The sequence below is a fragment of the Embleya sp. NPDC020886 genome (assembly GCF_044333915.1).
Taxonomy (GTDB): Bacteria; Actinomycetota; Actinomycetes; order Streptomycetales; family Streptomycetaceae; genus Embleya.
Map to the genome: position 1 here is coordinate 994,130 of NZ_JBIRRX010000001.1, position 23,498 is coordinate 1,017,627.

General features: G+C 70.1%; 22 protein-coding genes and 1 riboswitch. Of the genes, 6 read left to right on the forward strand and 16 right to left on the reverse strand.

From position 1 onward, the window contains the following. Positions 1-59: 59 nt before the first annotated feature. The 7 genes from ACH4U8_RS04145 to ACH4U8_RS04175 all read right to left on the reverse strand — a co-directional run bounded on the left by ACH4U8_RS04145 (position 60) and on the right by ACH4U8_RS04175 (position 7,665). Positions 60-1,160, reverse strand: coding sequence for an ABC transporter ATP-binding protein (locus ACH4U8_RS04145; protein WP_395775776.1), 1,101 nt, complete (start codon positions 1,158-1,160; stop codon positions 60-62). Beyond that, positions 1,160-2,167, reverse strand: coding sequence for an ABC transporter permease (locus tag ACH4U8_RS04150; RefSeq protein WP_395775777.1), 1,008 nt, complete (start codon positions 2,165-2,167; stop codon positions 1,160-1,162). Before ACH4U8_RS04150 ends, ACH4U8_RS04145 begins: the two co-directional genes overlap by 1 nt. A 102-nt stretch (positions 2,168-2,269) precedes the next feature. Continuing rightward, positions 2,270-4,039 carry an ABC transporter substrate-binding protein gene (locus ACH4U8_RS04155; protein ID WP_395775778.1) on the reverse strand — a complete coding sequence of 590 codons (1,770 nt, stop codon included), beginning with the start codon at positions 4,037-4,039 and terminating at the stop codon, positions 2,270-2,272. Positions 4,040-4,076: 37 nt separating this feature from the next. After that, complete coding sequence (locus ACH4U8_RS04160; RefSeq protein ID WP_360317296.1) at positions 4,077-5,072, reverse strand: ABC transporter permease; 996 nt, start codon at positions 5,070-5,072, stop codon at positions 4,077-4,079. 308 nt (positions 5,073-5,380) lie between these two features. Next, positions 5,381-6,109, reverse strand: a complete 729-nt coding sequence (locus ACH4U8_RS04165; RefSeq protein ID WP_360317294.1) for an enhanced serine sensitivity protein SseB C-terminal domain-containing protein — start codon at positions 6,107-6,109, stop codon at positions 5,381-5,383. Between the two features lie 78 nt (positions 6,110-6,187). Next, a complete protein-coding gene (locus ACH4U8_RS04170) occupies positions 6,188-6,904 on the reverse strand; it encodes an enhanced serine sensitivity protein SseB (RefSeq protein ID WP_395775779.1) in 717 nt (238 codons plus the stop codon). A 29-nt stretch (positions 6,905-6,933) separates the two neighbouring features. After that, a complete protein-coding gene (locus ACH4U8_RS04175; protein WP_379988366.1) occupies positions 6,934-7,665 on the reverse strand; it encodes an AAA family ATPase in 732 nt (243 codons plus the stop codon). A gap of 225 nt (positions 7,666-7,890) precedes the next feature. Continuing rightward, a riboswitch (glycine riboswitch) is annotated at positions 7,891-7,984 on the forward strand. Between the two features lie 358 nt (positions 7,985-8,342). On the opposite strand from ACH4U8_RS04175, the gene gcvT reads away from it, so the two are divergent. The 3 genes from gcvT (at position 8,343) to glyA (ending at position 11,228) form a co-directional block, all read left to right on the forward strand. Then, positions 8,343-9,443 carry a glycine cleavage system aminomethyltransferase GcvT gene (gene gcvT / locus ACH4U8_RS04180; RefSeq protein ID WP_360317287.1) on the forward strand — a complete coding sequence of 367 codons (1,101 nt, stop codon included), beginning with the start codon at positions 8,343-8,345 and terminating at the stop codon, positions 9,441-9,443. A gap of 109 nt (positions 9,444-9,552) precedes the next feature. Next, on the forward strand, positions 9,553-9,927 hold the full coding sequence (gene gcvH, locus ACH4U8_RS04185) for a glycine cleavage system protein GcvH (RefSeq protein ID WP_360317285.1): 375 nt from the start codon (positions 9,553-9,555) through the stop codon (positions 9,925-9,927). Beyond that, positions 9,924-11,228: a serine hydroxymethyltransferase gene (gene glyA, locus ACH4U8_RS04190; protein ID WP_395775780.1), complete on the forward strand. Its 1,305-nt coding sequence runs from the start codon at positions 9,924-9,926 to the stop codon at positions 11,226-11,228. The genes gcvH and glyA overlap by 4 nt, the downstream gene beginning before the upstream one ends. Positions 11,229-11,332: 104 nt before the next feature. Here glyA and ACH4U8_RS04195 read toward each other — a convergent pair whose 3' ends face one another. From ACH4U8_RS04195 to ACH4U8_RS04205, 3 genes are all read right to left on the reverse strand, one after another. Further along, positions 11,333-12,106 carry an enoyl-CoA hydratase-related protein gene (locus ACH4U8_RS04195; protein WP_360317283.1) on the reverse strand — a complete coding sequence of 258 codons (774 nt, stop codon included), beginning with the start codon at positions 12,104-12,106 and terminating at the stop codon, positions 11,333-11,335. Positions 12,107-12,215: 109 nt separating this feature from the next. Next, entirely contained in the window at positions 12,216-13,493 is a 1,278-nt protein-coding gene (locus ACH4U8_RS04200) for an Ig-like domain-containing protein (RefSeq protein ID WP_395775781.1), read from the reverse strand. Positions 13,494-13,689: 196 nt separating this feature from the next. Next, on the reverse strand, positions 13,690-14,154 hold the full coding sequence (locus ACH4U8_RS04205; RefSeq protein ID WP_395775782.1) for an NAD(P)H-binding protein: 465 nt from the start codon (positions 14,152-14,154) through the stop codon (positions 13,690-13,692). A 434-nt stretch (positions 14,155-14,588) separates the two neighbouring features. On the opposite strand from ACH4U8_RS04205, the gene ACH4U8_RS04210 reads away from it, so the two are divergent. The 3 genes from ACH4U8_RS04210 to ACH4U8_RS04220 all read left to right on the forward strand — a co-directional run bounded on the left by ACH4U8_RS04210 (position 14,589) and on the right by ACH4U8_RS04220 (position 18,326). Continuing rightward, positions 14,589-14,918, forward strand: a complete 330-nt coding sequence (locus ACH4U8_RS04210) for a hypothetical protein (RefSeq protein WP_395775783.1) — start codon at positions 14,589-14,591, stop codon at positions 14,916-14,918. Positions 14,919-15,144: 226 nt separating this feature from the next. Beyond that, on the forward strand, positions 15,145-17,328 hold the full coding sequence (glgX, locus tag ACH4U8_RS04215; RefSeq protein ID WP_395775995.1) for a glycogen debranching protein GlgX: 2,184 nt from the start codon (positions 15,145-15,147) through the stop codon (positions 17,326-17,328). 218 nt (positions 17,329-17,546) lie between these two features. Beyond that, a complete protein-coding gene (locus tag ACH4U8_RS04220; RefSeq protein ID WP_360317275.1) occupies positions 17,547-18,326 on the forward strand; it encodes a tyrosine-protein phosphatase in 780 nt (259 codons plus the stop codon). A 67-nt stretch (positions 18,327-18,393) separates the two neighbouring features. Here ACH4U8_RS04220 and ACH4U8_RS04225 read toward each other — a convergent pair whose 3' ends face one another. The 6 genes from ACH4U8_RS04225 to ACH4U8_RS04250 all read right to left on the reverse strand — a co-directional run bounded on the left by ACH4U8_RS04225 (position 18,394) and on the right by ACH4U8_RS04250 (position 23,256). Continuing rightward, positions 18,394-19,401 (reverse strand): hypothetical protein, encoded by a 1,008-nt coding sequence (locus tag ACH4U8_RS04225; protein WP_395775784.1) that lies wholly within the window; start codon positions 19,399-19,401, stop codon positions 18,394-18,396. A gap of 54 nt (positions 19,402-19,455) precedes the next feature. Further along, positions 19,456-19,860: a type II toxin-antitoxin system death-on-curing family toxin gene (locus ACH4U8_RS04230; protein WP_360317271.1), complete on the reverse strand. Its 405-nt coding sequence runs from the start codon at positions 19,858-19,860 to the stop codon at positions 19,456-19,458. A gap of 185 nt (positions 19,861-20,045) precedes the next feature. Next, positions 20,046-20,648 carry a hypothetical protein gene (locus ACH4U8_RS04235; RefSeq protein WP_360317267.1) on the reverse strand — a complete coding sequence of 201 codons (603 nt, stop codon included), beginning with the start codon at positions 20,646-20,648 and terminating at the stop codon, positions 20,046-20,048. Between the two features lie 93 nt (positions 20,649-20,741). Then, positions 20,742-21,158 carry a hypothetical protein gene (locus ACH4U8_RS04240; RefSeq protein WP_360317264.1) on the reverse strand — a complete coding sequence of 139 codons (417 nt, stop codon included), beginning with the start codon at positions 21,156-21,158 and terminating at the stop codon, positions 20,742-20,744. A 246-nt stretch (positions 21,159-21,404) separates the two neighbouring features. Then, positions 21,405-22,085 (reverse strand): response regulator transcription factor, encoded by a 681-nt coding sequence (locus tag ACH4U8_RS04245; protein WP_360317262.1) that lies wholly within the window; start codon positions 22,083-22,085, stop codon positions 21,405-21,407. After that, positions 22,042-23,256, reverse strand: coding sequence for a sensor histidine kinase (locus ACH4U8_RS04250; protein WP_395775785.1), 1,215 nt, complete (start codon positions 23,254-23,256; stop codon positions 22,042-22,044). Before ACH4U8_RS04250 ends, ACH4U8_RS04245 begins: the two co-directional genes overlap by 44 nt. Positions 23,257-23,498: the final 242 nt, after the last annotated feature.

A 23,498-nucleotide genomic window follows, 5' to 3' on the forward strand; every position in this document is an offset into this window, starting at 1 on the left:
CGCTCGGGCGCCCTCGGTCACTTCAGCGTTCCCGTTCCCTTTGCTTTTCGCCGTCTCGCTCACAGGCGCGGCCTGATGTCCTCGGTCCAGATCCGCTCGCGCTCCTGGATGTCCAGGTGGCACGCGGTCCGGTGGCCCGGCTCGATCTCGACCAACTGCGGGACCTCGGTCTTCTCCCGCCCGTCGTTGTGGTCCGCGTACGGGCAACGGGTGCGGAACGCACAGCCCGAGGGCAGCGAGATCAGACTCGGCGGGCTGCCCTTGATCGGCATCAGCCGTTCCTGGCGATCCCGGTCGAGCCGGGTCAACGAGCCCAACAGGCCCCAGGTGTACGGGTGTCGGGGCTGCTCGAACAGGGTCCGCGAGGGGCCGTGCTCGACCGCCCGACCGGCATACATCACCAGTACGTCGTCGGCGAGCTCGGCTACCACGCCCAGGTCGTGCGTGATCATCATCACTGCGGAGTTGAACTCCCGTTGCAGGTCCCGGATCAGGTCCAGGATCTGGGCCTGCACGGTGACGTCCAGCGCGGTGGTCGGCTCGTCCGCGATCAACAGTTCCGGGTCGCAGCTCAGCGCCATCGCGATCATCGCCCGCTGGCGCATGCCGCCGGAGAACTGGTGCGGGTAGTCGTCCACGCGCCGGTCCGGACGCGGGATGCCGACCCGGCCGAGCAGGTCGATCGCATGCGACCGGGCCTGCTTGTTGGAGACCTCGTTGTGCACCTGGTAGGCCTCGATGATCTGGTGGCCCACCGTGTAGAACGGGTGCATCGAGGACATCGGGTCCTGGAAGATCATCGCCATCCGCCGGCCGCGCATCAGCCGGACCTGCTCGGGAGTCGAGCGCACCAACTCCTGGCCGTCCAGCCAGATTTCGCCGCCGATCCGGGCACTGGTGTTGCCGTGCAGGCCCATGATCGCCAGCGAGGTGACGCTCTTGCCGGAGCCGGATTCACCGACGATGCCCAGCGTGCGCCCGCGGCGGAGCGCGAAGTCCACCCCGTCGACGCTGCGCACCAGACCGTCGTCGGTGGGGAAGTGCACCGTCAGGCCGCGCACTTCGAGGAAGTTGTCCTTCTCCGGCGGCGGACCGGCCGGGGCGAGCTTGGGTGTTTCGGCCGCGGTTTCCCGCTTGCGGCGCGGTAGCAGTCGGGGCATCAGGTCCTCACCCGGGGATCGACGACCGCGTAGAGCAGGTCCACGACGAGGTTGGCCAGGATCACGAAGATGGCGGCGATCATCGTCACGCCGAGCACTTCGGGCAGATCCTGTTGCGTGATCGCCTCGACGGCGAACTTGCCGATTCCGTCGAGCGAATAGACCTGTTCGGTCAGGATGGCGCCGCCCAGGAGCAGGCCGACGTCCATGCCGAAGATGGTCAGGATCGGCGTGAGCGCCGCGCGCAGGCCGTGTTTGACGATGACGTCCCGTTCGCGCAGGCCCTTGGCCCGGGCGGTGCGGATGTAGTCCTCGCTCATCGTTTCGAGCATGCCGGCGCGGGTGAGTCGGGCGTACAGCGCCGCGTACAGGAACGCCAGGGTCAGCCAGGGCAACACCAGGTTCCAGGCCCAGCTACCGGGATTGTCGAGGAACGGCACGTAGTGCACGCCCTTGAAGATCGGCCATTGATAACTGAACAACGCCAGTGCCACCAGGCCGGTGAAGAACGGTGGCAGGGACACGCCCGCGAGCGCGAAGCCCATCGAGAAGCGGTCCAGGAGGCTGCCGCGTTTGAGCGCCGAGATCACCCCGATCGAGACGCCCGCGAGCAGCCAGAGCACCGCGGCGCCCGCGGCCAGCGACAAGGTGACCGGGATCCGGTCCTGGAGTCGCGGCCACACCTCCAGGTTGTTGCGGAAGGAGAAGCCGAGGCAGGGCGGCGCGCAGTGCACCTTGCGCACGCCGGTGTCGTAGTCCTTGCCGGCGACCATGCCCTTGACGAACTTGCCGTACTGCTCGGGCACCGACTTGTCCAGCCCGAGGCTGTGCTTGACCTGCGAAATCGCTGCCGGGCTGGGTGACTTGCCGACGTACCGCGCGGCGAGTTGGTCGCTTGTGGCGCCTCCCAGACGCGGTATGAGGAAGAAGATGGCGAAGACCGCCATGGTGACGATCAACAGGAGCACCACCGCTCCCGCCAGTCGCCTGAGCAGATAGAAAATCATGAGCCGGCGACCCGGTCCGGTGCGGGGAGCGGGATCACCACTCCCCGCACCGGAACTGACGGGCCTTCACCTCTCCTTCGGGCTACTGACCTCGTCGCAGGCTTACTGGATACCGATGTTGAGGTAGTCGTACATCCCGGAGTACGCGGGAGTGACGACCAGGTTGGTCACGTTCGGCGGGCGGTAGAGCAGCGACTTGGTCCAGGCGAACGGGACCATCACCGCCGACTCCATCACCTTCTGGTCCAACTGCTGCCAGATGGCCGCGCTCGCGTTCGGGTCGATCGTGCGGGTGGCCTGGTCGATCAGACCGTTGACCGCCGGGTCGTTCAGCTCGGACAGGTTCGTGCCACCGGCGGGCTTGATCGCCCGACCGTCCACGATCTGCTGGAAGAAGCCGAACTGGGTGGGGAAGTCGGGGCCCCACTGCATGAACATGATGCCGACCTTGTTGTCCGCCACCCACTTGGGCACACCGGCGAACTGGGTGAAGTAGTCACCCGAGGGGTACTGACGGATCTCGATCTTGATGCCGACCTTTTCGAGCGCGTTCTGCACCGACGTGGCGCCCGCGACCTCCTTGGGCCGGTTGCTGCGCGCGGTGAGGATGGTGCTGAAGCCGTCCGGCTTGCCGCACTGCTTGAGCTCGTCCTTGGCCTTGGCCACGTCACCGGTGTGCTTTTCGCCGTTGGGGTACATGTCGGCGACCTTGGAACCGGCCAGCGTCGGCGGCATCAGGTTCGTCGCGATGTCGGCGCCGACCTCACCGCCGACCGCGCGCTGCATCTGCGCCTTGTTCACCGCGTACTGCACGGCGCGCCGGCAGTGCACGTTGTCGAACGGCGGGGTCTTCGAGCTGATCGCGAGGTACGCGAGCGCTCCGGAGACCGCGTCGTCCGAGTTCCCGGCCAGCTTCTCGTCGGTCAGGATCTTGTTCTGGGCGGCGGCCTGGACCCCGGTGCCGACCACGTCGAGCTGCGCCGTGCCGGCGAAGAGCCGGTTGTCGACGTCGTTCGCGTCCTGCTTCTCCAGGAGTTCGATCCGGTCCGGCAGCGCCTTGCGCAGCGGGTCGGTGCTCGGGTCCCAGTGCGGGTTGCGGACCAGGTTGACCGCCTTGCCGGGCTCGTACTGGCCGTCGACCATGTACGCGCCGGTGGCGAGGGGGTGCTTGACGTACTCCTTGCCGGTGTCCTTGCCGGGCGGGACCGGCGCGGTCTGCGGGAGCGCGGCGAGGTAGTTGAAGTCCGCGAACGGTTCCTTCATCTTGAAGACGATGGTGTAGTCGTCCGGCGTCTCGATCGCCTTCAGGCCCAGCTTGTCCGGCGCGGAGTCCTTGTACGGGCCCTTGTAGGTGCTGTCCGGGTCGAGGTACTGGGCGAAGTAGCCCGGGCCGTTGGGCAGGATCTCCTTGTCGAAGGTCCGCTCGACCGCGTACTTGACGTCCGAGGCCTTGACCTCGGTGCCGTCCTCGTACTTGACGCCCTTGCGCAGGTGGTACGTCCAGGTCTTGCCGCCGTCGTCGGTCTTGCCCACGTCGGTGGCCAGGTCCGGCGCGAACTCGTAGCTCGCGTTGCCCGGTGCGGGCTTGAACGTCAGCAGCGGACGGGCCATCAGCCGGGAGAAGTTCCAGGCCGAGGCGTAGTACATGTCGCCCGGGTCGAGCGAGTCGAACTTGTCCGAGCTGACCAGCTTGAGCGTCCCGCCCTTCTTGGGCGACTGGTTGACGACCTCGGTGATGGCCTTGTTGCTCGGCGAGTACTTCTTCTTCGAGCCGCCGCTGCCACCGCCACACGCGGTTGCGGTCAGCGCGGTGACCGCAACGATGCCGATCAGCGCCTGGGCCCTGCGCCTGCGAGTTACCGGGTGTTTCATCGCTGGTCGTGCCTCCTCGTGGGGACTTGCGGGATATTCAGCGGCTGCGTGGGTCGAGGGCGTCTCGAAGGCCGTCGCCGAGCAGGTTGAACGCGAGCACGGTGATGAAGATGGTGACTCCGGGGACGACCATGAACATCGGTGCGTCCTCGTACCGGGGAGTGGCGCGCGCGAGCATGCCACCCCACGAGGCGGTGGGTTCCTGCACGCCGACGCCCAGGTAGGAAAGGGCGGCCTCGAACAGGATGTTGGTCGGGATCAGCAGCGTGGAATACACCAGGATCGGACCGACCAGGTTGGGCAGCAGCTCCTTGAAGATGATGTGCCGATCGGTGGCCCCGAGGCTGCGGGCGGCGTCCACGAACTCCCGCTCGCGCAGCGACAATGTCTGGCCGCGCACGATGCGGGCTATGTAGGGCCAACTGAAGAAGCCGATCACGAAGATCAGCACGGTGACCCGGAGCGTGTCGCCCTTGAGGCCGAACGCCTCGCCCTGCAGGCTGCTGCCGATCGCGATCGCGAACAGGAGCAGCGGGAAGGCCAGGAAGACGTCCATCGCGCGGCTGATCAGCGCGTCGATCCAGCCGCCGAAGTAGCCCGCCACGGTGCCCAGTACGACGCCGAGGACCACCGACAGCAGGGTGGCGAGGAAGGCCACGAGCATCGAGATGCGGGCGCCGTAGACGATGCGCGAGAAGATGTCCCGGCCGTTGACCGGCTCCAGACCCAGTGGATGGTCCCAACTGGCGCCGCCGAAGCTGCCGTTGGGGATGTTCAACACCGGGTCGAGCAGATCGTCGTGGTACTCGGTGGGATCGCCGCCGATGAAGGAGGTGATCACCGGGGCGAAGATCGCCACGAGTACCATGAAGATGATCACCACGCCACCGGCCATCGCGACCTTGTCGCGACGGAATCGGGCCCACGCGATCTGGCCGAGGGAACGACCCTCGATGCGGACGCCGGCGGACTCGGCGATCGCTTCGGGGTGCGCCTCTCGGGCCACACCGGTGGTCTCGATCGGTGCCGTCATGGATCGACCCTCCCCGCTCACGGATGCGACGGCGGCTCGGGATCGCCGATCCCGTCGCCATACCCGGCATTGCGATCCCGATGATCTTCGGGATCTGTCGTCCGGGTGAGACTCCTCCGTGACGGGGGTCACCAACAGGGGTCGCGGAATACCTTTACTGAACCGTGATTACGAAGCGCCGATTCGCTGGTTGATCCGCGTAGATCGGTCACGAAATCACAACAAGGCAGCGGTTGATGACGTGACGTCAGTTTTTTGGGGGCATCAGTGTCTGTTGCCCGATGTCGCCACTGTGTGCCGATCTTCGCTCACTGCGTGTTGCGGGCCGCCTCGTCGAGCATGTCGATGCCGATGAACGGCCGGGTGTGTTCGCGCATCCACGCGGCCACCGGGTCGAACGGGTCGTCCAGGGCGACCGAGGACAACGTCAGGCCGGCCGGCGCGGCGGCCGAGGCACGTTCCATCGCATCCCGCATGCGCTGCATCGTCGCGGGCTGATTGTCCGTCAGGCGCAGGCCGATGACGAGGCGTTCGGGTCCGACGGTGGGTCGCACCCAGGCCCGGTGCGCGGCTCGCACCACCTGGGTCTGGAACAGTTGGCCGCCGAGCACGGCATAGAACGCCGGGTCCCACAGGGTGGGTTCGCCCACCTCCAGGGGGCCCGCCAGCAACCGGTCCAGGCCGCCGACGATCCGCCGCAGGTCCAGGTGGGGCACGCCGACGCCGCCGCCCTGGACGTGCGGATTCAGCCACAGGCCCCAGTGGTCGGTGTACAGCGAGGAGGCGATCTCGGTGACCGGACAGATTTCGAACGAGCGATCCCAGCCACTGAGACGAAGCTGTTCCTCGGACGTGAACGCCGGGGCGTAGCGCCACCCGGCCACGTCCATGTTCCCGTACTGCGCGTCGGGACTGCCCGGTTGCCCCTGCCACAGCAGCATCCACACCCGGGCGCCGGTGAGCGCTTCGAGCAACCGCTCGTAGGCGTCGTAGCGCCCGGGCGCCACCTGGCTCAAGGCCTGCTCGACCTGGTTCACGACGTCCTCCCCGAACCCGAATGATGTACCGATGAGCGGATCTCGACGAATGGGCGCACGGCGGTGCCGGACGCCGGCTCAGCGCTGGTCGGCCCGCAGGTAGAACGGCTCGGTCCGCTCCAGCATCCAGTCCCCCACAGGATCCTGCGCAACGTCCAGAAGCACCACGTTCACCGGCCACGGGCAGGCGGCCCGGCCGAGCGCGCGCTCCAGGGCGCCGACCGCGATCAGGCGGTCCTCCTCCTGCCAGCGGTCCAGTTCGACCCCGATGAACAGGCACGGCGGGTCCGACTCGATCTCGCCCAGGCCGCGTCGCGCGCTCAGGATCACCGGCGCGTGGGTGAACTCGGCGGCGGCGGCGATCAGGAACTCCATCGGCTCCTCGTCCGGCTCGTACAGCCGCACCCGCGCGCCGCGCGGGCCCCCGCCGGGCAGCCGGGCCAGCTCCAGTACGCCCGGCGGCGGAATCGGGATGCCCACCTCGCCGCCCGGGTTGATCGCGATGCCCACGTGCGGCGGCAGCCCGCGGGCGAACTCGCGCAGCGGCGCGACCGTGCACGACATCGGGCCCGCGACCCGCCGGAACTCCTCCTCCGAGGAGAACACCGGCACGTACGGCCGGCCGTCGATCTCGGTGGTCGGCAGCGTCAGTTCGCTGTCGGCCGGGTTGCCGCCCTCGGGCAACGGCACCCACACGTCCGCCTCGGCCAGGGCCTCGAAGAGAGCCTCGGCCCGGGACGGGTCGTGCATCGCCGCGACGAGCGCGCTCTCCACGGGATTGGCCGGGAACGGCATGGTGGTGCTCCTCTGGTGTCCGCCGCAGTTTACGACTCGGTCGACAGCCGCCGTCGGGACTGTCCGGGTACGGGGTCTGCGAAAACGATCCGGCTGAGTGTTCGGGCGGCCGGGCGGTCGAGCAATACGCACGAGGTGAAGCCGCCCGGGGCGGACGCCAAGGCGGGGCCCGCGTCCAGCCACGGCGTCAGTCGGGCGAGCAGTTCGCGCCACTCGCGGTGATGTCGGGCGAACACCGGTGTGGAGACCCCGCGCCCGCGCGCGCGTTGGCCGGAAAGCGCCTGATGGGCGGTCACGTCCAACAACAGGGCGTGCGCCGAACTGCCGCGGCGACGGGCGGCGAACACCAACACCCGACGCAGGATCGGATTTCGGCCACTGTCGTGCACGACCACCGCGCCGGGCCCGCGCAACGCCCGGGCCACCTCGCCGTAGTGCGAGAGCCGCACCAGCGGCCGATAGGCCCGGTACGGAATGCGCCCGGCGCGCACCGCCCAGCGGGCCCGGACCAGGTCGGCGTCCAGCACGGCCACGGTCGGCCCCGGGGTGACCACCCGGGCGAGCAACGTGCTCTTGCCGGCCCCGGGCAGGCCGGTCACCACGAGCACGCACGAGGCCGGATAGGCCAGTACGTCCACCACCCGGTCGCCGATCCGCTCCCCCGGGCGATCGCGCTCCTCCCGGAGGTCGTGCACGGACCGGGGCATCAACACGCCGCCCTTCGCGGCGCCGGTATGCGCCCCCGCCGAGTCCGTCTCCACGAGCCCTCCCTTGTCCCGAACCGTCCTGCCCTGCGCATGGTGTCGCACCCGCGCGCGCGAGCGCGTCGTGGCCATCCCTCGAAAACGGCGGCCCGCGAAGCCGGCAGTCCTCGAAATCGGCGGCCCCGAAGTCGCGACCCGCGGACTCGACGGGTCCCGGCCCCGGCCCCGGCGGGGGATTGACGACACGCGCTAGCATGCCGGGCACAACCTCATATCGGCCGTCGACCCCACGCGGAAGAGTCCTCGCCCACGAGCGGGGCGCCGAAGGAGCAACTCCTCCCCGGAATCTCTCAGGCACCGATACCGCATGGGTCAGGCACTTCTGGAAAGCAATCGCACCGCTGGTGCGGTTCACCCACGGTGCAAATCACTGTTTCGCGCGGATGCGCTCGGCAGCGATGAAGCTCTCAGGTTCCGATGACAGAAGGGGAGGGCACCCCACTTTTCGACCGATCTTGGTCGAAAAGGGCTGTAAGCCATGGCAGGGAGCCCCCTTTGTTGTCGTATTCGCCGCACCGCTCGACCCCTTTCGCCGCCCTCCGCGCCGACACCCGCCTCCGGCCCGCGCGCCGCGCCTCGTGCGCGCCGACCGGACCCGCGGCCGTTCGCCATGCCCCCGACCGGCCCGCGCCCCTCGGGTGTTCCCGCCGGCGCCCCCTCGAAGGAGCCCTCGCATGACCACCGACCGCCGGACCCCGCTCGACGCCGTGCACGACGCGCTCGGGGCCACGATGACCGACTTCGCCGGTTGGCGGATGCCGCTCCGGTACGGAAGCGAGCGCGACGAGCACGCCGCGGTGCGCACCACGGCCGGCCTGTTCGACCTCACCCACATGGGCGAGATCGAGGTCACCGGCCCGGACGCCGCCCGTGCGCTGGACCACGCCCTGGTCGGTTTCGTCTCGAAGATCGGGATCGACCGCGCCCGGTACACGATGATCTGCACCGAAGAGGGCGGCATCGTCGACGACCTGATCGTCTACCGGCTGGGCGACGAGCACTTCGTGGTGGTGGCCAACGCGTCCAACGCGGACGTGGTCGCGGGCAGCCTGAAGTACCGCTCGGAGAACTTCGACGCCGCCGTGCGCGACGCCTCCGAGGAGTACACGCTGCTCGCCGTGCAGGGTCCCGCGTCCACCGCGATCGTCGGCTCGCTCACCGACGCCGACCTGCCCGCGCTCAAGTACTACGCGATCCTGCGCACCGAGGTCGCCGGCGTCCCGGTGCTGCTCGCCCGCACCGGCTACACCGGCGAGGACGGCTTCGAGTTGTTCGCCGCGCCCGGCGACGCGGTCGCGCTGTGGGAGGCGCTGCTCGCGGCCGGCAAGCCGCACGGTCTGGTGCCGGCCGGGCTGTCCTGCCGGGACACGCTGCGCCTGGAGGCGGGCATGCCGCTGTACGGCCACGAGCTGACCCGGGAGACCACGCCGTACGAGGCCAACCTGGGTCGGGTGGTCCGGTTGGACAAGCCCGAGGACTTCGTCGGCCGCGACGCGCTGGCCGCCGCGCAGGAGGACGTGCGCCGCACGCTGGTCGGGCTGACCTCGCCGGGCAAGCGGGTCCCGCGCGCGGGCTACCCGGTGGTGGACGCGGAGACCGGCGAGCGGGTCGGCGAGGTCACCTCCGGCGCGCCCTCGCCGACGCTGGGCGTGCCGATCGCGATGGCGTACGTGGCCGTCGAGCGGGCCGAACCGGGCACCCGTCTGGCCGTGGACATCCGCGGCAAGGCGGAGCCGGTCGAGGTGGTCGCACTGCCGTTCTACAAGCGGGCCTGACCCTCGACCGACGGCGCCCTCCACCCACACGGGCGCACGGCCGGCGGCACAAACCATTACAAACCCACCTGCGGAACAGACTCACCTCATTCGAATGGAGAATGGACCCGTGCACGCACCCCAGCACCTGCGCTACAGCAAGGAACACGAGTGGCTCGACGAGGCGGCCTCCCCCGCCCTCGTGGGCATCACCCAGCACGCGGCCGACGCGCTCGGCGACGTGGTGTTCGTCCAGCTTCCCGAGGTCGGCCAACAGGTCGTCGCCGGCGAGCCGTGCGGCGAGTTGGAGTCCACCAAGTCGGTCAGCGACATGTACGCGCCCGTCTCCGGCGAGATCGTCGAGATAAACGACGCGGTCGCCGAGGACCCCGCTCTGGTGAACTCCGACCCCTTCGGGACGGGCTGGCTGTTCAAGGTGCGCATCGACGGCGAGGCCGAGGGCCTGCTGTCGGCCGACGAGTACGCCGCGTTCTGCGGCGAATGATCGAGATCGACCCGATCGAGGAGCTGACAACCGTGACGATCCTGGACCGTCCGCTGAGCGAGGTGGACCCGCAGGTCGCCGCCGCCCTCACCGACGAGCTGCACCGCCAGCAGAACACCCTGGAGATGATCGCCTCCGAGAACTTCGCCCCCGTGGCGGTGTTGGAGGCGCAGGGTTCCGTCCTGACCAACAAGTACGCCGAGGGCTACCCGGGCCGGCGCTACTACGGCGGCTGCGAGCACGTCGACGTGGTCGAGCAGCTCGCCATCGACCGGGTCAAGGACCTGTTCGGCGCCGAGGCCGCCAACGTGCAGCCGCACTCGGGCGCGTCCGCGAACGCCGCCGCGATGTTCGCGCTGCTCACGCCCGGCGACACGATCCTCGGCCTGGACCTGGCCCACGGTGGCCACCTCACCCACGGCATGAAGATCAACTTCTCCGGCAAGCTCTACAACGTGGTCGCCTACCACGTCGACGAGAAGACCCACCGGGTCGACATGGAGGAGGTCGAGCGCCTGGCCAAGGAGCACCGGCCCAAGCTGATCATCGCCGGCTGGTCGGCCTACCCGCGGCAGCTCGACTTCGCCGAGTTCCGCCGGGTCGCCGACGAGGTCGGCGCGTACTTCATGGTGGACATGGCGCACTTCGCGGGCCTGGTCGCCGCGGGTCTGCACCCCAGCCCCGTGCCGTACGCGGACGTGGTCACCACCACGACGCACAAGACCCTGGGCGGCCCGCGCGGCGGCGTCATCCTGTCCAAGGCGGAGTACGCCAAGAAGATCAACTCGGCGGTCTTCCCGGGCCAGCAGGGTGGTCCCCTGGAGCACGTGATCGCGGCCAAGGCGGTGGCCTTCAAGGTCGCCGCGTCCGACGACTTCAAGGACCGCCAGCGGCGCACCCTGGAGGGCTCGGTCGTCCTGGCCGAGCGGCTCACCCGCAAGGACGTCACCGACGCGGGCATCACCGTGCTCACCGGCGGCACCGACGTGCACCTGGTCCTGGTCGACCTGCGCGACTCGGAGCTCAACGGTCAGCAGGGCGAGGACCGGCTGCACGAGATCGGCATCACGGTCAACCGCAACGCGGTCCCGTTCGACCCGCGCCCGGCCATGGTCACCTCCGGCCTGCGGATCGGCACGCCGGCGCTGGCCACCCGCGGCTTCGACAAGGCCGACTTCGAGGAGGTCTCCGACATCATCGCCGAGGCCCTCCTCCCCGGCTTCGACGACGCCCGCAAGGCGGCCCTGGCCACGCGCGTCACGGCTCTGGCGCAGAAGCACCCGCTGTACCCGAACATCTGATCCCATCGCGCGGATCCACGTTCACACCGACGGCCGAGGGGCCGCGGGGCACTCGCCCCGCGGCCCCGCGGCCGTTTCGCGCCGGCCGCGCCGGGCGCCCGGGATCAGCGACCGGTGAACTTCGGCTTCTCCTTGGCCACGAAGGCGCGCATGCCGGTGGAGCGGTCCTCGGTCGCGAACAGCGCGGTGAACTGCAGGCGTTCGATCTCCAGGCCGGTGTCCAGGTCGACGTCGAGGCCGCGGTCGATCGCCTCCTTGGCCGCCCGCAGTGCGTAGACCGGGCCGTTGGCGAACTGCGTGGCCCACTTCACCGCCTCGGCGTAGACCTCCTCGGCCGGCACCACCCGGTCCACCAGGCCGATCGCGAGCGCCTCGGCGGCGGCCACGAAGCGGCCGGTGAAGATCAGGTCCTTGGCCTTGGCGGGGCCGATCAGCCGGGGCAACCGCTGGGTGCCGCCGGCGCCCGGGATGATGCCCAGGGTGATCTCCGGCTGACCCAGCTTCGCGGTGTCGGCGCACACCCGTACGTCCGCGCACAGCGCGAGTTCGCAACCGCCGCCGAGCGCGAAGCCGGTGATCGCGGCGACGACCGGCTTGGGGATCTCGGCGACCGCGGTGAACGCGGACTGCAGCGCGGCCCCCCGATCGACCATGTCGACGTAGGTCATGTCGGCCATCTCCTTGATGTCCGCACCCGCCGCGAACACCTTCTCACCGCCGTAGAGCACGACCGCGCGCACGTCGGCCCGCTCGCCCGCCTCGTGCGCCGCCGCCCGCAACTCCTCCTGGAGTTGCCGGTTCAGCGCGTTCATCGGCGGCCGGCTCAGCCGGATGGTGCCGACGCCGTCGGCCACTTCCAGGTTGACGAATTCGCCCATGACGCTCTCCTTTGGTCAGCCCTGATGTACCGGATCCGACCTTAGGCGCCGGCCCCCCGCGCAGCCGAGACGGGGCCGCGGTGCGTCGGCGCGTCAGGACGTCGATGCGTCAGTGCGTGGGTGTCGTGGTCGTCGGCGCGCCGCCGCCCGGCGTACCGCTCGCGATCCACTTGTCCCACGGCACGTTCCAGTCGCCGAAGCCGTTGTCCGGGTCCACGGTGCGCTCGTCGGAGCCGGAGATGTCCACGACGTCGCCCGGAATCACCCGGTCGTACAGCCACTTGGCGTTCTCCTTCGTCATCGAGACGCAGCCGTGGCTGGTGTTCTCGCTGCCGAAGACACTCGGATCGGCCCAGTAGTTGCCGTGCACGAAGGTGCCCGACGTGGTGATCCGCATCGCGAACGGCACGTCGTCGATGTCGTACTCGCTGCCCAGGCCCACGGTCTGCGAGTTCATCCGGGTCTTCTCGAACTTCTCGGTGATCGCCATCTTGCCGTTCCAGGTGCTGTACTTCGGCGACTTGCCGGCCGTGATCGGGATGGTCTTGATCAATTGGTCGTTCTCGTAGACCTTCATGGTGTGCGCCTGCACGTCCACCATGGCGATGCGCTTGGTGGCGGCCACCTTGAAGCTGTAACTCTTGAACTGGTTGGCGATCGCGCCGTCGCCGACGTCGACGCCGCGCAGGTTCAGGTTGACCTTCACGTTCGTGCCGGGCGCCCAGTAGTCCCTGGGCCGGTAGTCCACCCGGGTGTTGTCGAACCAGTGCCAGGCACCCTCGACCTTGGGCTCCACCTCGACGGACAACGCCTTCTCCACCGCGGCCCGATTGCGGACCGGGTAGTCGAAGGTCAGCGACACCGGGAAGCCGACACCGACGGTCGCGCCGTCCTCGGGGCTGAACCTCGCGGTGACCTTCTTGTCGCCGGACACGGTGCCGAACGTCGCGCGGGCGGTGGTGGGCGTGTTGTCGGCGTTGGTCGCGGTCGCGCTGACCGTGTACCTGCCGCCGAGGGTGAAGGCGACCTTGGGCTTCCAGGTCTTGCCGTCCGGGTCGAGTGCGCCGTCGACGGGTTCGTTCCGCGCGTTGACGACCTTGACCTCGCCGAGCTTTCCGCCGTTGACCGCGATGGTGATCGGCGCCTGCGGATCGATCGCGGTCGCGCCGTCCGCCGGGGTCAGCGTGATCGCGGCCGGATCGGCGCCCTTCTTCCGATCACCCTTGGCCGTGGAGGTGTTCCCGCCCTCGGCCTTCCGGCCCGAGTCCTTGCCGTCGTCGGAGCTGCATCCCGACACGAGCAGGAGCGCGCCGAGCATCAGTGCGGGCACCACACGCCATCGGGCCGGCGACCGCTTCGACGAGAGCGACTTCGATCCTGCTGACATGAACGGGTAGTCCCTTCATCCGGAGCCGAGCCGTGACCCGGCCTGGGCCGAGAACCACATCTCACATCCCATGTGACGAATCGAACATCCAACGCGGTTCCGAAGTCCCGGGCACTCGCGGGCAAATGCGGCGATCCGTGCCATCCTCTGGGACAACGGGCGTTCGTTCACCGCGAGCGCGCCGCGCACACGCGCCTCACCGGGCCCGCCGATCGGCCGCCGCCAGTTCGTGGACCAGCGCCGGATCCGGGTATCCCGGCCGATCGGCCCCGCCGGGGGGCAACTGACGGATGATCAATTCGTACTCCCGTTCGCCCGCTCGGGGCAGGGGAAGGGTCGGGGGCTGTGGCAGGACCGTGATGATCCGCTGGAGATCCGTACCCTCCGCGGCCTCCAGCAACCACTCCCACGTGTCACCCGGCGAACCGTCCCCGCCGGCGCCGCGATCGAGGTGCAACACGGTGTGCGCGCCTTCGAGTACCGCGCCCAGTCGTCCCGGGTCGCACAGGTCGCTCACCGCGACCCGAATGCCGGCCGCGCGCAACGCGCCGACCGCACCGCGATCGCGGACGGTGGCCCGCACCTCCCCCGCCGAGTCCGCGAGTTCGAGCGCGACGGCACGACCGAGGGGCTGATCGGCTCCGGTGACCACGACGGGCATGACGGCAACCTAACCCAAACCCGGCCTTCGCAAAGCTCGCGTGCGGACGGAAGCAGGCGCCGTCCGACGGGGGCTCGCGAAGCGACTTGAGGCGCTTGCCCGCGCTCCGCCGGCAGGGAACACGGCCACGGTCACTCACCGTTCATCGATAAAGCCATGAAATCCGGCCACAATGGCCGAAACCATTGAGCCGGTAGGCGGAAATCCGACCTCGGCCACAACCCTGTGTATCGGCGCTCGTTGGATGTTCAGGGCTCCCATGTCACTCTCCCGGGGGAAGCCGGGCCGGACGACTGGATTTGTTGTCACTGTTTGCGACAGCTTGTTCACACGAAGTCGCCTCGGGGTCCGGATCGTTCGCCCCCCGCGGTGACCCGTGCACCTGATGGGATGCCCCGGGCCCCGCCCGGATCCGCAACACACGGAGGATCCAGATGAACCGCAAGCTCGGTACCCTCGCCGTCGCCCCCCTGGCCGCCGGCCTGCTCTTCCTGGGCGCCGGCGCCGCCTCCGCCGACGGCGGCAACGGAACCGTGGGCGACAACGGCTCGACGGCCTCGACCACGACCTCCACCACCACCAACAGTGGCAGCGGGAACGTGCTCGGCGGCGTGGACGGCAACTACAACGCCACCCAGCAGAGCGCGACCGGCGCGGGTGCCTCGAATCAGAACAACACCGCGGGCGTCAACGGCAACTCGGGCGTAGTGGTGATCGACCAGGGCAACGCCGACGGCGCCCACCACTGGCACCCCTGGTTCTGAGCAGACCCGATCGGCCGCACCGACCCGGCCGATCGTCACTCCGCTGCGGCGGCATCCCTCGGGGGATGCCGCCGCAGCGGCGTATCGGAGCGGGGCCGGCGCGGGCGGATCCGGGCGCGGGCGTGTAGGCGTGGGGCCCCGGCGGGAACATCCTGGGGACCGGGACGGGAGGCGGGCCTTGACGCTCGAGTGGGAATCGACGGACCCCGAGGTCGACACGCGTGGCGTGCTCGGCCGATCGGTCGCGGCCAACGGCCATGTGCCGCCGCCCTGGCCGGGCCGCCGACTGCCGCTCGGTGCGCGCTTCGACGGCGCGGGCACCAACTTCGCGCTGTGGGCCGGCGACGCGGAGGCGGTCGACCTGTGCCTGTTCGAGGACGGGCCCGACGGGACGCTGCGGGAGAGCCGGTTGCCGCTGCGCGAGCAGACCTTTCGGGTCTGGCACGGCTACGTGCCGGGCGTACGACCCGGGCAGCGGTACGGCTACCGCGTGCACGGGCGCTGGGATCCGGCGCGCGGTGCCCGCTGGAACCCGGCCAAGCTGCTGCTGGACCCCTACGCGCGGGCCGTGGACGGCGATTTCGTGCTGCACGACGCGGTGTTCGGGCACGTGCGCGGCCGGGACGACACGGTGCGCGACGATCGCGACTCGGCGGCGTACGTGCCCAAGTCGGTGGTCGTGGCGGACGACGCCGACTGGTCGCAGGACCGGCGGCCGAAGATCCCGTGGGCCGAGAGCGTCATCTACGAGTTGCACGTCAAGGGCTTCACCGCACGCCACCCGCGCATCCCGGACCACCTGCGCGGCACCTACGCGGGCCTGGCCCATCCGGCGGCGATCGACCATCTGGTCCGACTCGGGGTGACCGCGGTCGAGTTGCTGCCGGTGCATCAGTTCGTGTCCGAGGAACACCTGTTGCGCGGCGCCCGGACCAACCACTGGGGCTACAACACGGTCGGCTTCTTCGCGCCGCACGCCGGCTACAGTTCGGCGGGCGGGCGCGGCGCCCAGGTGCACGAATTCCGGGACATGGTGCACACGCTGCACGCGGCCGGGCTGGAAGTGATCCTGGACGTGGTCTACAACCACACCGGCGAGGGCGGCCCGGCCGGACCGACGTTGTGCTTTCGCGGCATCGACAACGGCGGCTACTACCGCCTGGCCGACGGGGGGCGGCACTACACCGACTTCACCGGCTGCGGGAACACGCTCAACGTGGTCCAGCCACACGTGCTCCGGTTGATCACCGACTCGCTGCGCTACTGGGTGATCGAGATGGGCGTGGACGGCTTCCGGTTCGACCTGGCGGCGGCGCTGACCCGGTCGACGCACGACGTGGACAAGCTGTCCTCGTTCCTGACCGTGATCGCGCAGGATCCGGTGTTGTCCCGGGTCAAGCTGATCGCCGAGCCGTGGGACCTGGGCGCCGACGGTTATCAGGTGGGCGCGTTCCCGCCGCTGTGGACCGAGTGGAACGACCAGTATCGGGACGCGGTCCGCGACTTCTGGCGCGGTGCCCGCCCGGACGTGCGCGGGCTGGCCTACCGGCTGTCCGGCTCGTCCGACCTGTACCAGCGCGACGGGCGCAACCCGTACGCCTCGATCAACTTCGTCACCGCGCACGACGGCTTCACCATGCGCGACCTGGTCACCTACGAGCGCAAGCGCAACGAGGCGAACGGCGAGGACAACCGGGACGGCACCGACAACAACCGGTCGTGGAACCACGGGTACGAGGGCGAGACGTCGGATTCCAACGTGGTCTCGCTGCGCAAGCGGCAGATCCGCAATCTGATGACCACCCTGCTGCTGTCCACGGGGGTCCCGATGATCACTTCGGGCGACGAGATGGGCCGCACCCAGGCGGGCAACAACAACGCCTACTGCCAGGACAACGAGCTGTCCTGGCTGGACTGGTCGGCGCTGGACTCGCCGCAGTGGCGACCGCTGCTCGATCTGACCGCGCGGCTGATCCGACTGCGGCGGGCGCATCCGGTGTTGTGCCGACGGGCGTTCTACTCGGGCCGCCCGGTGGCGCCGGACGGGTTGCGCGATCTGGCCTGGTTCACACCCGGCGGGCGCGAGATGACCCGCAAGGACTGGTTCGCACCGACCGCGACGCTGGGCATGTACCTGTCCGGCCTGGACATCGACCGCCGGGGCCCGCGCGGCGAGCGCATCGTGGACGACAGCTTTCTGTTCATCCTGCACGCGTCCTCGCAGCCGATGCGCTTCACGCTGCCGGACGAGCCGTGGGCGCACAGCTACGAGGTGGTCCTGGACACGGCGCTGGAGGGCGACCCGATGGCGCGGTACAGCGAGCCGGTCGCGGGTGGCAGCGGACTGCGGCTGGCCGGGCGCTCGGCGATGTTGTTACGGGTCGAGCACGCGGTGTGGGCGCCCACCTAGCTTTTCGGCCCGGTCCCGCGGCGGTGCGCGGTCGGTGTGGGGCGCCGGGATGGCCGGGAACGAACGTCCCGATGACCGGGTGTGAACGCCGGGATCGACGGGCGCGGGCAGCGCCGACCCGGGCCGTACGCTCGCGTAGGGTGGTGGTATTCACCCCGGCAGCCGCCCGTCCGGCATCCGCTCGCCCGGCATCTCCTCGCAGCGAAGGACCGCGCACCATGACGTCCCCGACGCCGATCCTGGTCACCGCCCCGAACTTCCGTGACGCGGGTGGGCACGCCACCGCCGACGGCCGCAAGGTGCGCACCGGCCTCGTGTACCGCTCCGACGGCCTGGGCGAGGTGGATGCCGCGGACGCCGCGACGCTGCTGCGGCTGGGTATCGGCCTGGTGATCGACCTGCGTTCGGACACCGAGCGCGACCGCGAGCCGGACCGGGTGCCGGCGGGCGCCGAGCTGTTGATCGCGGACGTGATGGGGCGGCAGAACGACGAGCTGTTCGGCGAGGTGTTCGCCGACCCCGACCGGGCGGGCGAACTGCTCGGCGGCACCGCCGGGCGCGACCTGATGTGCGAGGTGTACCGGCGCTTCGTGACCACCGAGGGCGCCCGGGCCGCCTACCGCGAGGTGTTCGCGCGGATGGCGGCCGTCGAGGTGCCGACGGTCTTCCACTGTTCGCAGGGCAAGGACCGGACCGGGTGGACCTCGGCGGTGCTGCTGACCCTGCTCGGGGTGCCGCGGGCGACCATCGTCGAGGACTATCTGGCCAGCGCGAAGCACCTGGAGGGCAAGAACGGCGAGATCCTCCGGCACATCGCCGAGCGCGGCTTCGACCCGGCGCACCTCAAGCCGGTCTTCGACGTGCACGAGGACTACCTGAACACGGCGTTCGCGGCGGCGGAGGAACGGTACGGGTCGGTCGAGGGCTATGTGCGCGAGGGCCTGGGGCTGACCGACGCGGAGGTCGCGCGGTTGCGGGACCGGTTGTCGACGCACTGACACGCTCGTCGCCGTGCGCCGGGGGTGGGCCGGATCGGGCCGGTGCCCCCGGCGGTGCGCGATTGCATCAGCCGCGCGGCGGGCCCCAGGGCGGCGGGGGCCGGTGGTGGCCGGACGGTGGCTGCTGCCAGGCCGGGTGTTGTTGCGGATCGGGCGCCCGGTACGGCGGGGCCGGCGCGCCGGGCAAGCCGGGCGGGAAGAATCCCTGCGAGGGTTGCGGCTGCCACGGGGCGGCCTGGTTCGGGAACAGCGGCATCGGCGGCGGGACCGGCTCCGGCCGGCGGGTCGGATGCGGTCCGCCGCGGAAGGTGACGCCGTAGCGGCTGCGCACCCGGCGGATCTCCCACAGCGACATCACGGTGATGGTGACCGGGCCGCCGAGCGTGCCGATCAGCCGTACCCCGGTCGGCAACGCGCCCTTGCCGCCGCCGTCGCCGAGGTCGACCAGCGCGCCGCACCAGGAGAGCCAGGGCGCGATCACCGCGGGCAACAACGGGTGTCCGTCCACGGCACGGAACAGGTGCTGCGGGATCGCCCGGACCGCGAGGAACCAAAAGCGCAACACCCACACGGACACGGCCAGGCCGAGCACCGTCAGGAAGAACGAACCCACGTCGGCACCCGCGTTGATCTGTTGGGAGCCGTACGCCAGCGCGGTCAGGCCGCCGAGCGTGGCCACCGAGACGACCACGAACAGGCCGAGCGAACGCAGCGGCAACATCAGGCTCTTGCGCGTCTGGGCCCGCACGTCCGAGCGGGTCAGCCCGACGATGATCGCCACCGCGATCGGGCACGCGATGATCGCCACGAACACGGACGCGACGAAACTCGCCATCCAGCCCTGGGCGGCGTCCTCGCCGCCACCGTAGGTCACCGCGATCCAGACCAGTACGCCGAGACCCAGCCAGGACCGGATCGCGCGCACCCGCTCCAGGGTCACGTCCCGCCCGATCAGCCGATAGTCCGGCACGAAGTAACGCTCGGCGACTCGCTTCGGCAGCGGAATCCAGCCGAAGGCGAACATCGCCTTGCGTTCGACTCCGGCGGATCCGGGCGGATGGAACGACTGCGTCACAAGCACGCCTTCCTCGACGACGCGCCCCCGTACAGGCGCCGACTCGCCCCGATGCTAGGGGGTGTCGTCGTCGGCTCGGCCGCCGAGCGCGACCCGCAACGCGTCGGCAATCGGCCGGATTTCGCTCAGCGAACCATCCGCCACGGCGATGATCAGGTCGAACACCGCGTCCTCGTCGAGGAGTCCGACCTCGACGCCGTTGTATTCGAGGAACACCGCGGCGGCCACCAACCCGGTGCGCTTGTTGCCGTCCAGGAACGGGTGATTGGCCACGATCGAGTGCAACAACGCGGCGGCCTTGGCCCACGGGTCGGGATAGGCGTCGACCCCGAACGCACTCGCCCCGGGCCGGGCCACCCCCGACTCGATCAAACCGACGTCACGAATCCCGGGATTCCCGGTCGTCTCCTCGGCCACGGCGATCGCATCGGCGGCAGTCAGCAAATACACGTCGCTCACGCCTCCTTCAGCCGGCGCAACAACTCCGGATGCCGCTCGGCGAACCGCCGAGCCAAGTCGCGAACCCGCGCGGCCGCCTGCGACTGCTGCTCCTGCTCACCCATGCGCGCACCCTACGACCCCACCACCCGCCGCACGAAGCCGTTTTCCGCACGCCGGGCGTGCCGGGGACGCGCCGGGGGTCCTCACTTCTTCGACCAGTTCCGCTGCGGGAGTTCGGTACGGCCCTGCGGGGTGTCGGGGTTGGCGCGGAGCAGGATCGCGATGGGGAAGACGTCCTTGGGGATGTCGAACCAGAGGTCTTCGACCAGGGTGTCGGAGGCACCGAGGGTGAACTCGCGGAGTTGGCGCTTGATCTCCATCGACTCCAGGTCCATGCCCGGGCGGCTGCCGTCCGGCAGGACCAGGCGCTGCTCCAGGTTGGCGATCTGCACGGTGGCCAGCGAGCGGTTGGCGATGGAAACCTTGACCCGGCACAGGCGGCCCTGGGCGAAGTGCTCGGCGTGAGTGCCGGTGATCCACTCGATACCGCAGGTCAGGCCCTGCACGGTGAACGTCGCGGGCCCACTGAGCACGTCCGGGGCCTTGACCGGTATCTCCCACTCGCGCATGGTCATCTTCAGCGGCTTGTCCTTCTCCGGCCAGTACAGCGCCGCGGCGCCCGCGGCCAGCCCCGCGCCGATCAGCAGCCCGAGCACGAACCCGATCGCGATCCACTGCCGAATCCGCCGCCGGCACCGGAGTTGCCCGACCACCTCGCCGCGTAACTCCCCTACCTTGCGCCCCACCACACCCATCCGTCGCCCCCGTCCGTGCGTCCAAGGCCGCATCGTATGGGCGCGCTCCCACCCTTGACGAGAGATATCCGCGCCGAGCCCGGTTCACTCCTTCGGGGCGCGGCCGTGCTCGATCAGGGTGGCCGCCGCGCGGATGATGGCGGTGTCGAGCGGGGCGAGCGGGGTGGGAATCGCGTTTTCGGTGGGCGGGACGAACCAGACCAGGGACCCGGTCTCACCGCGCGGCGGCGGGAAGGTGACCCACGCCCCCAGGCCGTGCCGACTGGGGCCGCGGTGGTCGCGCAGACGCGTGCGGGCCGGCGAGGTGACCGGGACCAGGAAGCCCATCTTGGCGCAGCGCCGGTCGTGGATCACCGGCCCGACCCGAACTCCCGCGGCCCGCAGGTGCTTCACCACCTCCCGCCCCAACCGCGCATCGATCTCGATCACGTCGAAGGTCTGCCCGGCTGCGACCAGGCGCGGAGCGTACGGATTGCCGGCCGAGCCGGCGGAGTCGGTCATGGCACTGCACACCTTCATCGGGTCGTGGCGGACCCCCGCGAACTCCATCCCAACCCGTCGGACCCGACCGTGGGTGCCACACGCACGAGTTGATGCACTTCCGTCACCTGTTCGGCCCATCCGAAACCGAAAGGCCCACCGAGACCCGTCGGTCGGCGTACGGCTCGCGGTAGGGATCGACCAGGTTCCGCCGACGAAGCGCACCCGGGTCACCGGGAGTCGTCGGCGGGCCGGCGATGGGCCGGGCTACGGCGTGCGGCCTGCCTGGACCAGGCCCGATTCGTAGGCGAAGACGACCGCCTGGGCGCGGTCGCGGACGCCGAGTTTGGCGAAGAGGCCGGTGGCGTGGTTCTTGACGGTCTGCACGCCGATGCTCATCGCCTGGGCGATCTCGGCGTTGTCCAGGCCCGCCGCGATCGACCGCAGCACCTCCACCTCGCGCGGGGTCAGGTCGCGCAACGCGGTCGTCGAGGGTTGCGGGGCCGAGGGGGCCTTGACGAAGGACTCGATCAGCCGGGTCAACAACCTCGGCGCGACCGCGGCCTCGCCCAGGTGCACGGTGTAGACCGCCGCGATCAGGTCCTCGGGCGAGACGTCCTTGGGCAGGAAGCCGATCGCGCCCGCACGCAGCGCGCCGATCACGTACTCGTCCATGTCGAACGTGCTCAGCGCGAGCACCCGGCACTCGGGCAGTTCCTCGGTCAGCCGCGCGGTGGCCTTGACGCCGTCCAGCACCGGCATCCGGATGTCCATCAGGATCACGTTCGGGCGCAGCCGGTGCGCCTCCTCGATCGCCTGGGCGCCGTCGCCCACCTCGCCGATCACCTCGATGCCGGGGTCGGAGCGCAGGATCAGGGCCAGCCCCCGACGTACGAGCGGTTGATCATCCGCGAGCAGCACGGTGATCGGGGATGCGTCCACGCTCATCTGGGTTCCGGTCCTCTCCTGGTTCCATCGGCGGCAGCGGCACGAGCGCGACCACGCGGTACCCGCCGCCGGGTCGCCTGCCCGCCTCCAGCGTGCCGCCATGTACGGCGACGCGCTCGCGCATACCCAGGAGACCGTACCCGCCGCCGGGCATCGTCGGCCCACCGCCGTCGCCGTCGTCGCAGATCTCCACCACGACCCGGTCCGATCCGTACTCCAGCCGCACGAAGGCGCGCGCGTCGCCCGCGTGTTTGCGCGCGTTGGTCAGCGCCTCCTGCACGATCCGGTACAACGTGAGCGCGGTGGCCGGCGACAGCGCCCGCGGCTCGCCGAGTTCCTCGTACTCGACGGGCAGACCGGCCGCGCGCGACTCGGTGATCAACCGGTCGATCTGTTCGATGCCGGGCTGCGGCTCCGCGGGCGCCTCCTCGGCGACGTCCGTGCCGCGCAGCACGCACAACAACTGGCGCATCTCGTGCAGCGCCGTGCGGCCGGACGACTCCAGCGTGACCAGCGCACCCCGGGCGGTCTGCGGATCGTGGGCCAGGGTGGCCCGCGCGCCGCCGGACAGCAGATACATCGTGGTGATGTGGTGCGCCACGATGTCGTGCAGTTCGCGGGCGATCCGCCGGCGCTCCTCGGTCACCGCCCGGTCCGCCAACAGTTGTCGGTTCTGCTCCAGCTGGTCCCGCCACCGGCGCACGCCGATGCCGGCCGCGCTCGCGACACAGATCGCGAGCAGGTAGGTGAGCATCGCCGTCGGCAGCGACCAGCCGATCCGAACGCTGCCCGCCACCTGACTCGCCCACGTCGCCGCACCGGCGACGGCGACCACCCGCGGGGGTCGGTAGCGGGCCACCGAGTACAGCCCGACCGTGATGGACAGGCCGAAGTTGTACGTGGTCGGCGGGACCGTGACGACCAGCGCCAGGTACGACGCGGCCACCGCGAGCAGCACCTGCACCGGATACCGGCGGCGCCCGATCGTCGCCGCGCCGCCCGCCACGAGCAGCAGCAGCGCGAGCACGATCGCCCGCGGCCCGCGGTCGTGATCGGCCGCCAGGAACGAGGCGACGTCGGCCGCGGCGCAGCCGAGCGCGATCAGCAGGTCGTCGCGCCGCCGCGGGAAGACCCGGCGCCCGTCCGCCGCACCGCGATGGTCGACGCCCATCCGCAGACCTCCTTCGTGGTTCCGCATGGTTCGTATCGACCCATTCCATCCTCTGCGCCCCCTTTCCTGAACCTCATCGAAGACGATCCCCGGCCCCGGACCCCAGTCCTGGTTGCGCGGTACTCCCGGACCGAGGTCCCGGTCCACAGCCGTTCCCGCGGTCGATGTCCGCAGGGGGGTGCGCGTGATGACCTTGAGTCAATCCGGAGTTCCCGTATCGAGCTCCCGCGTTTCGACCCGTC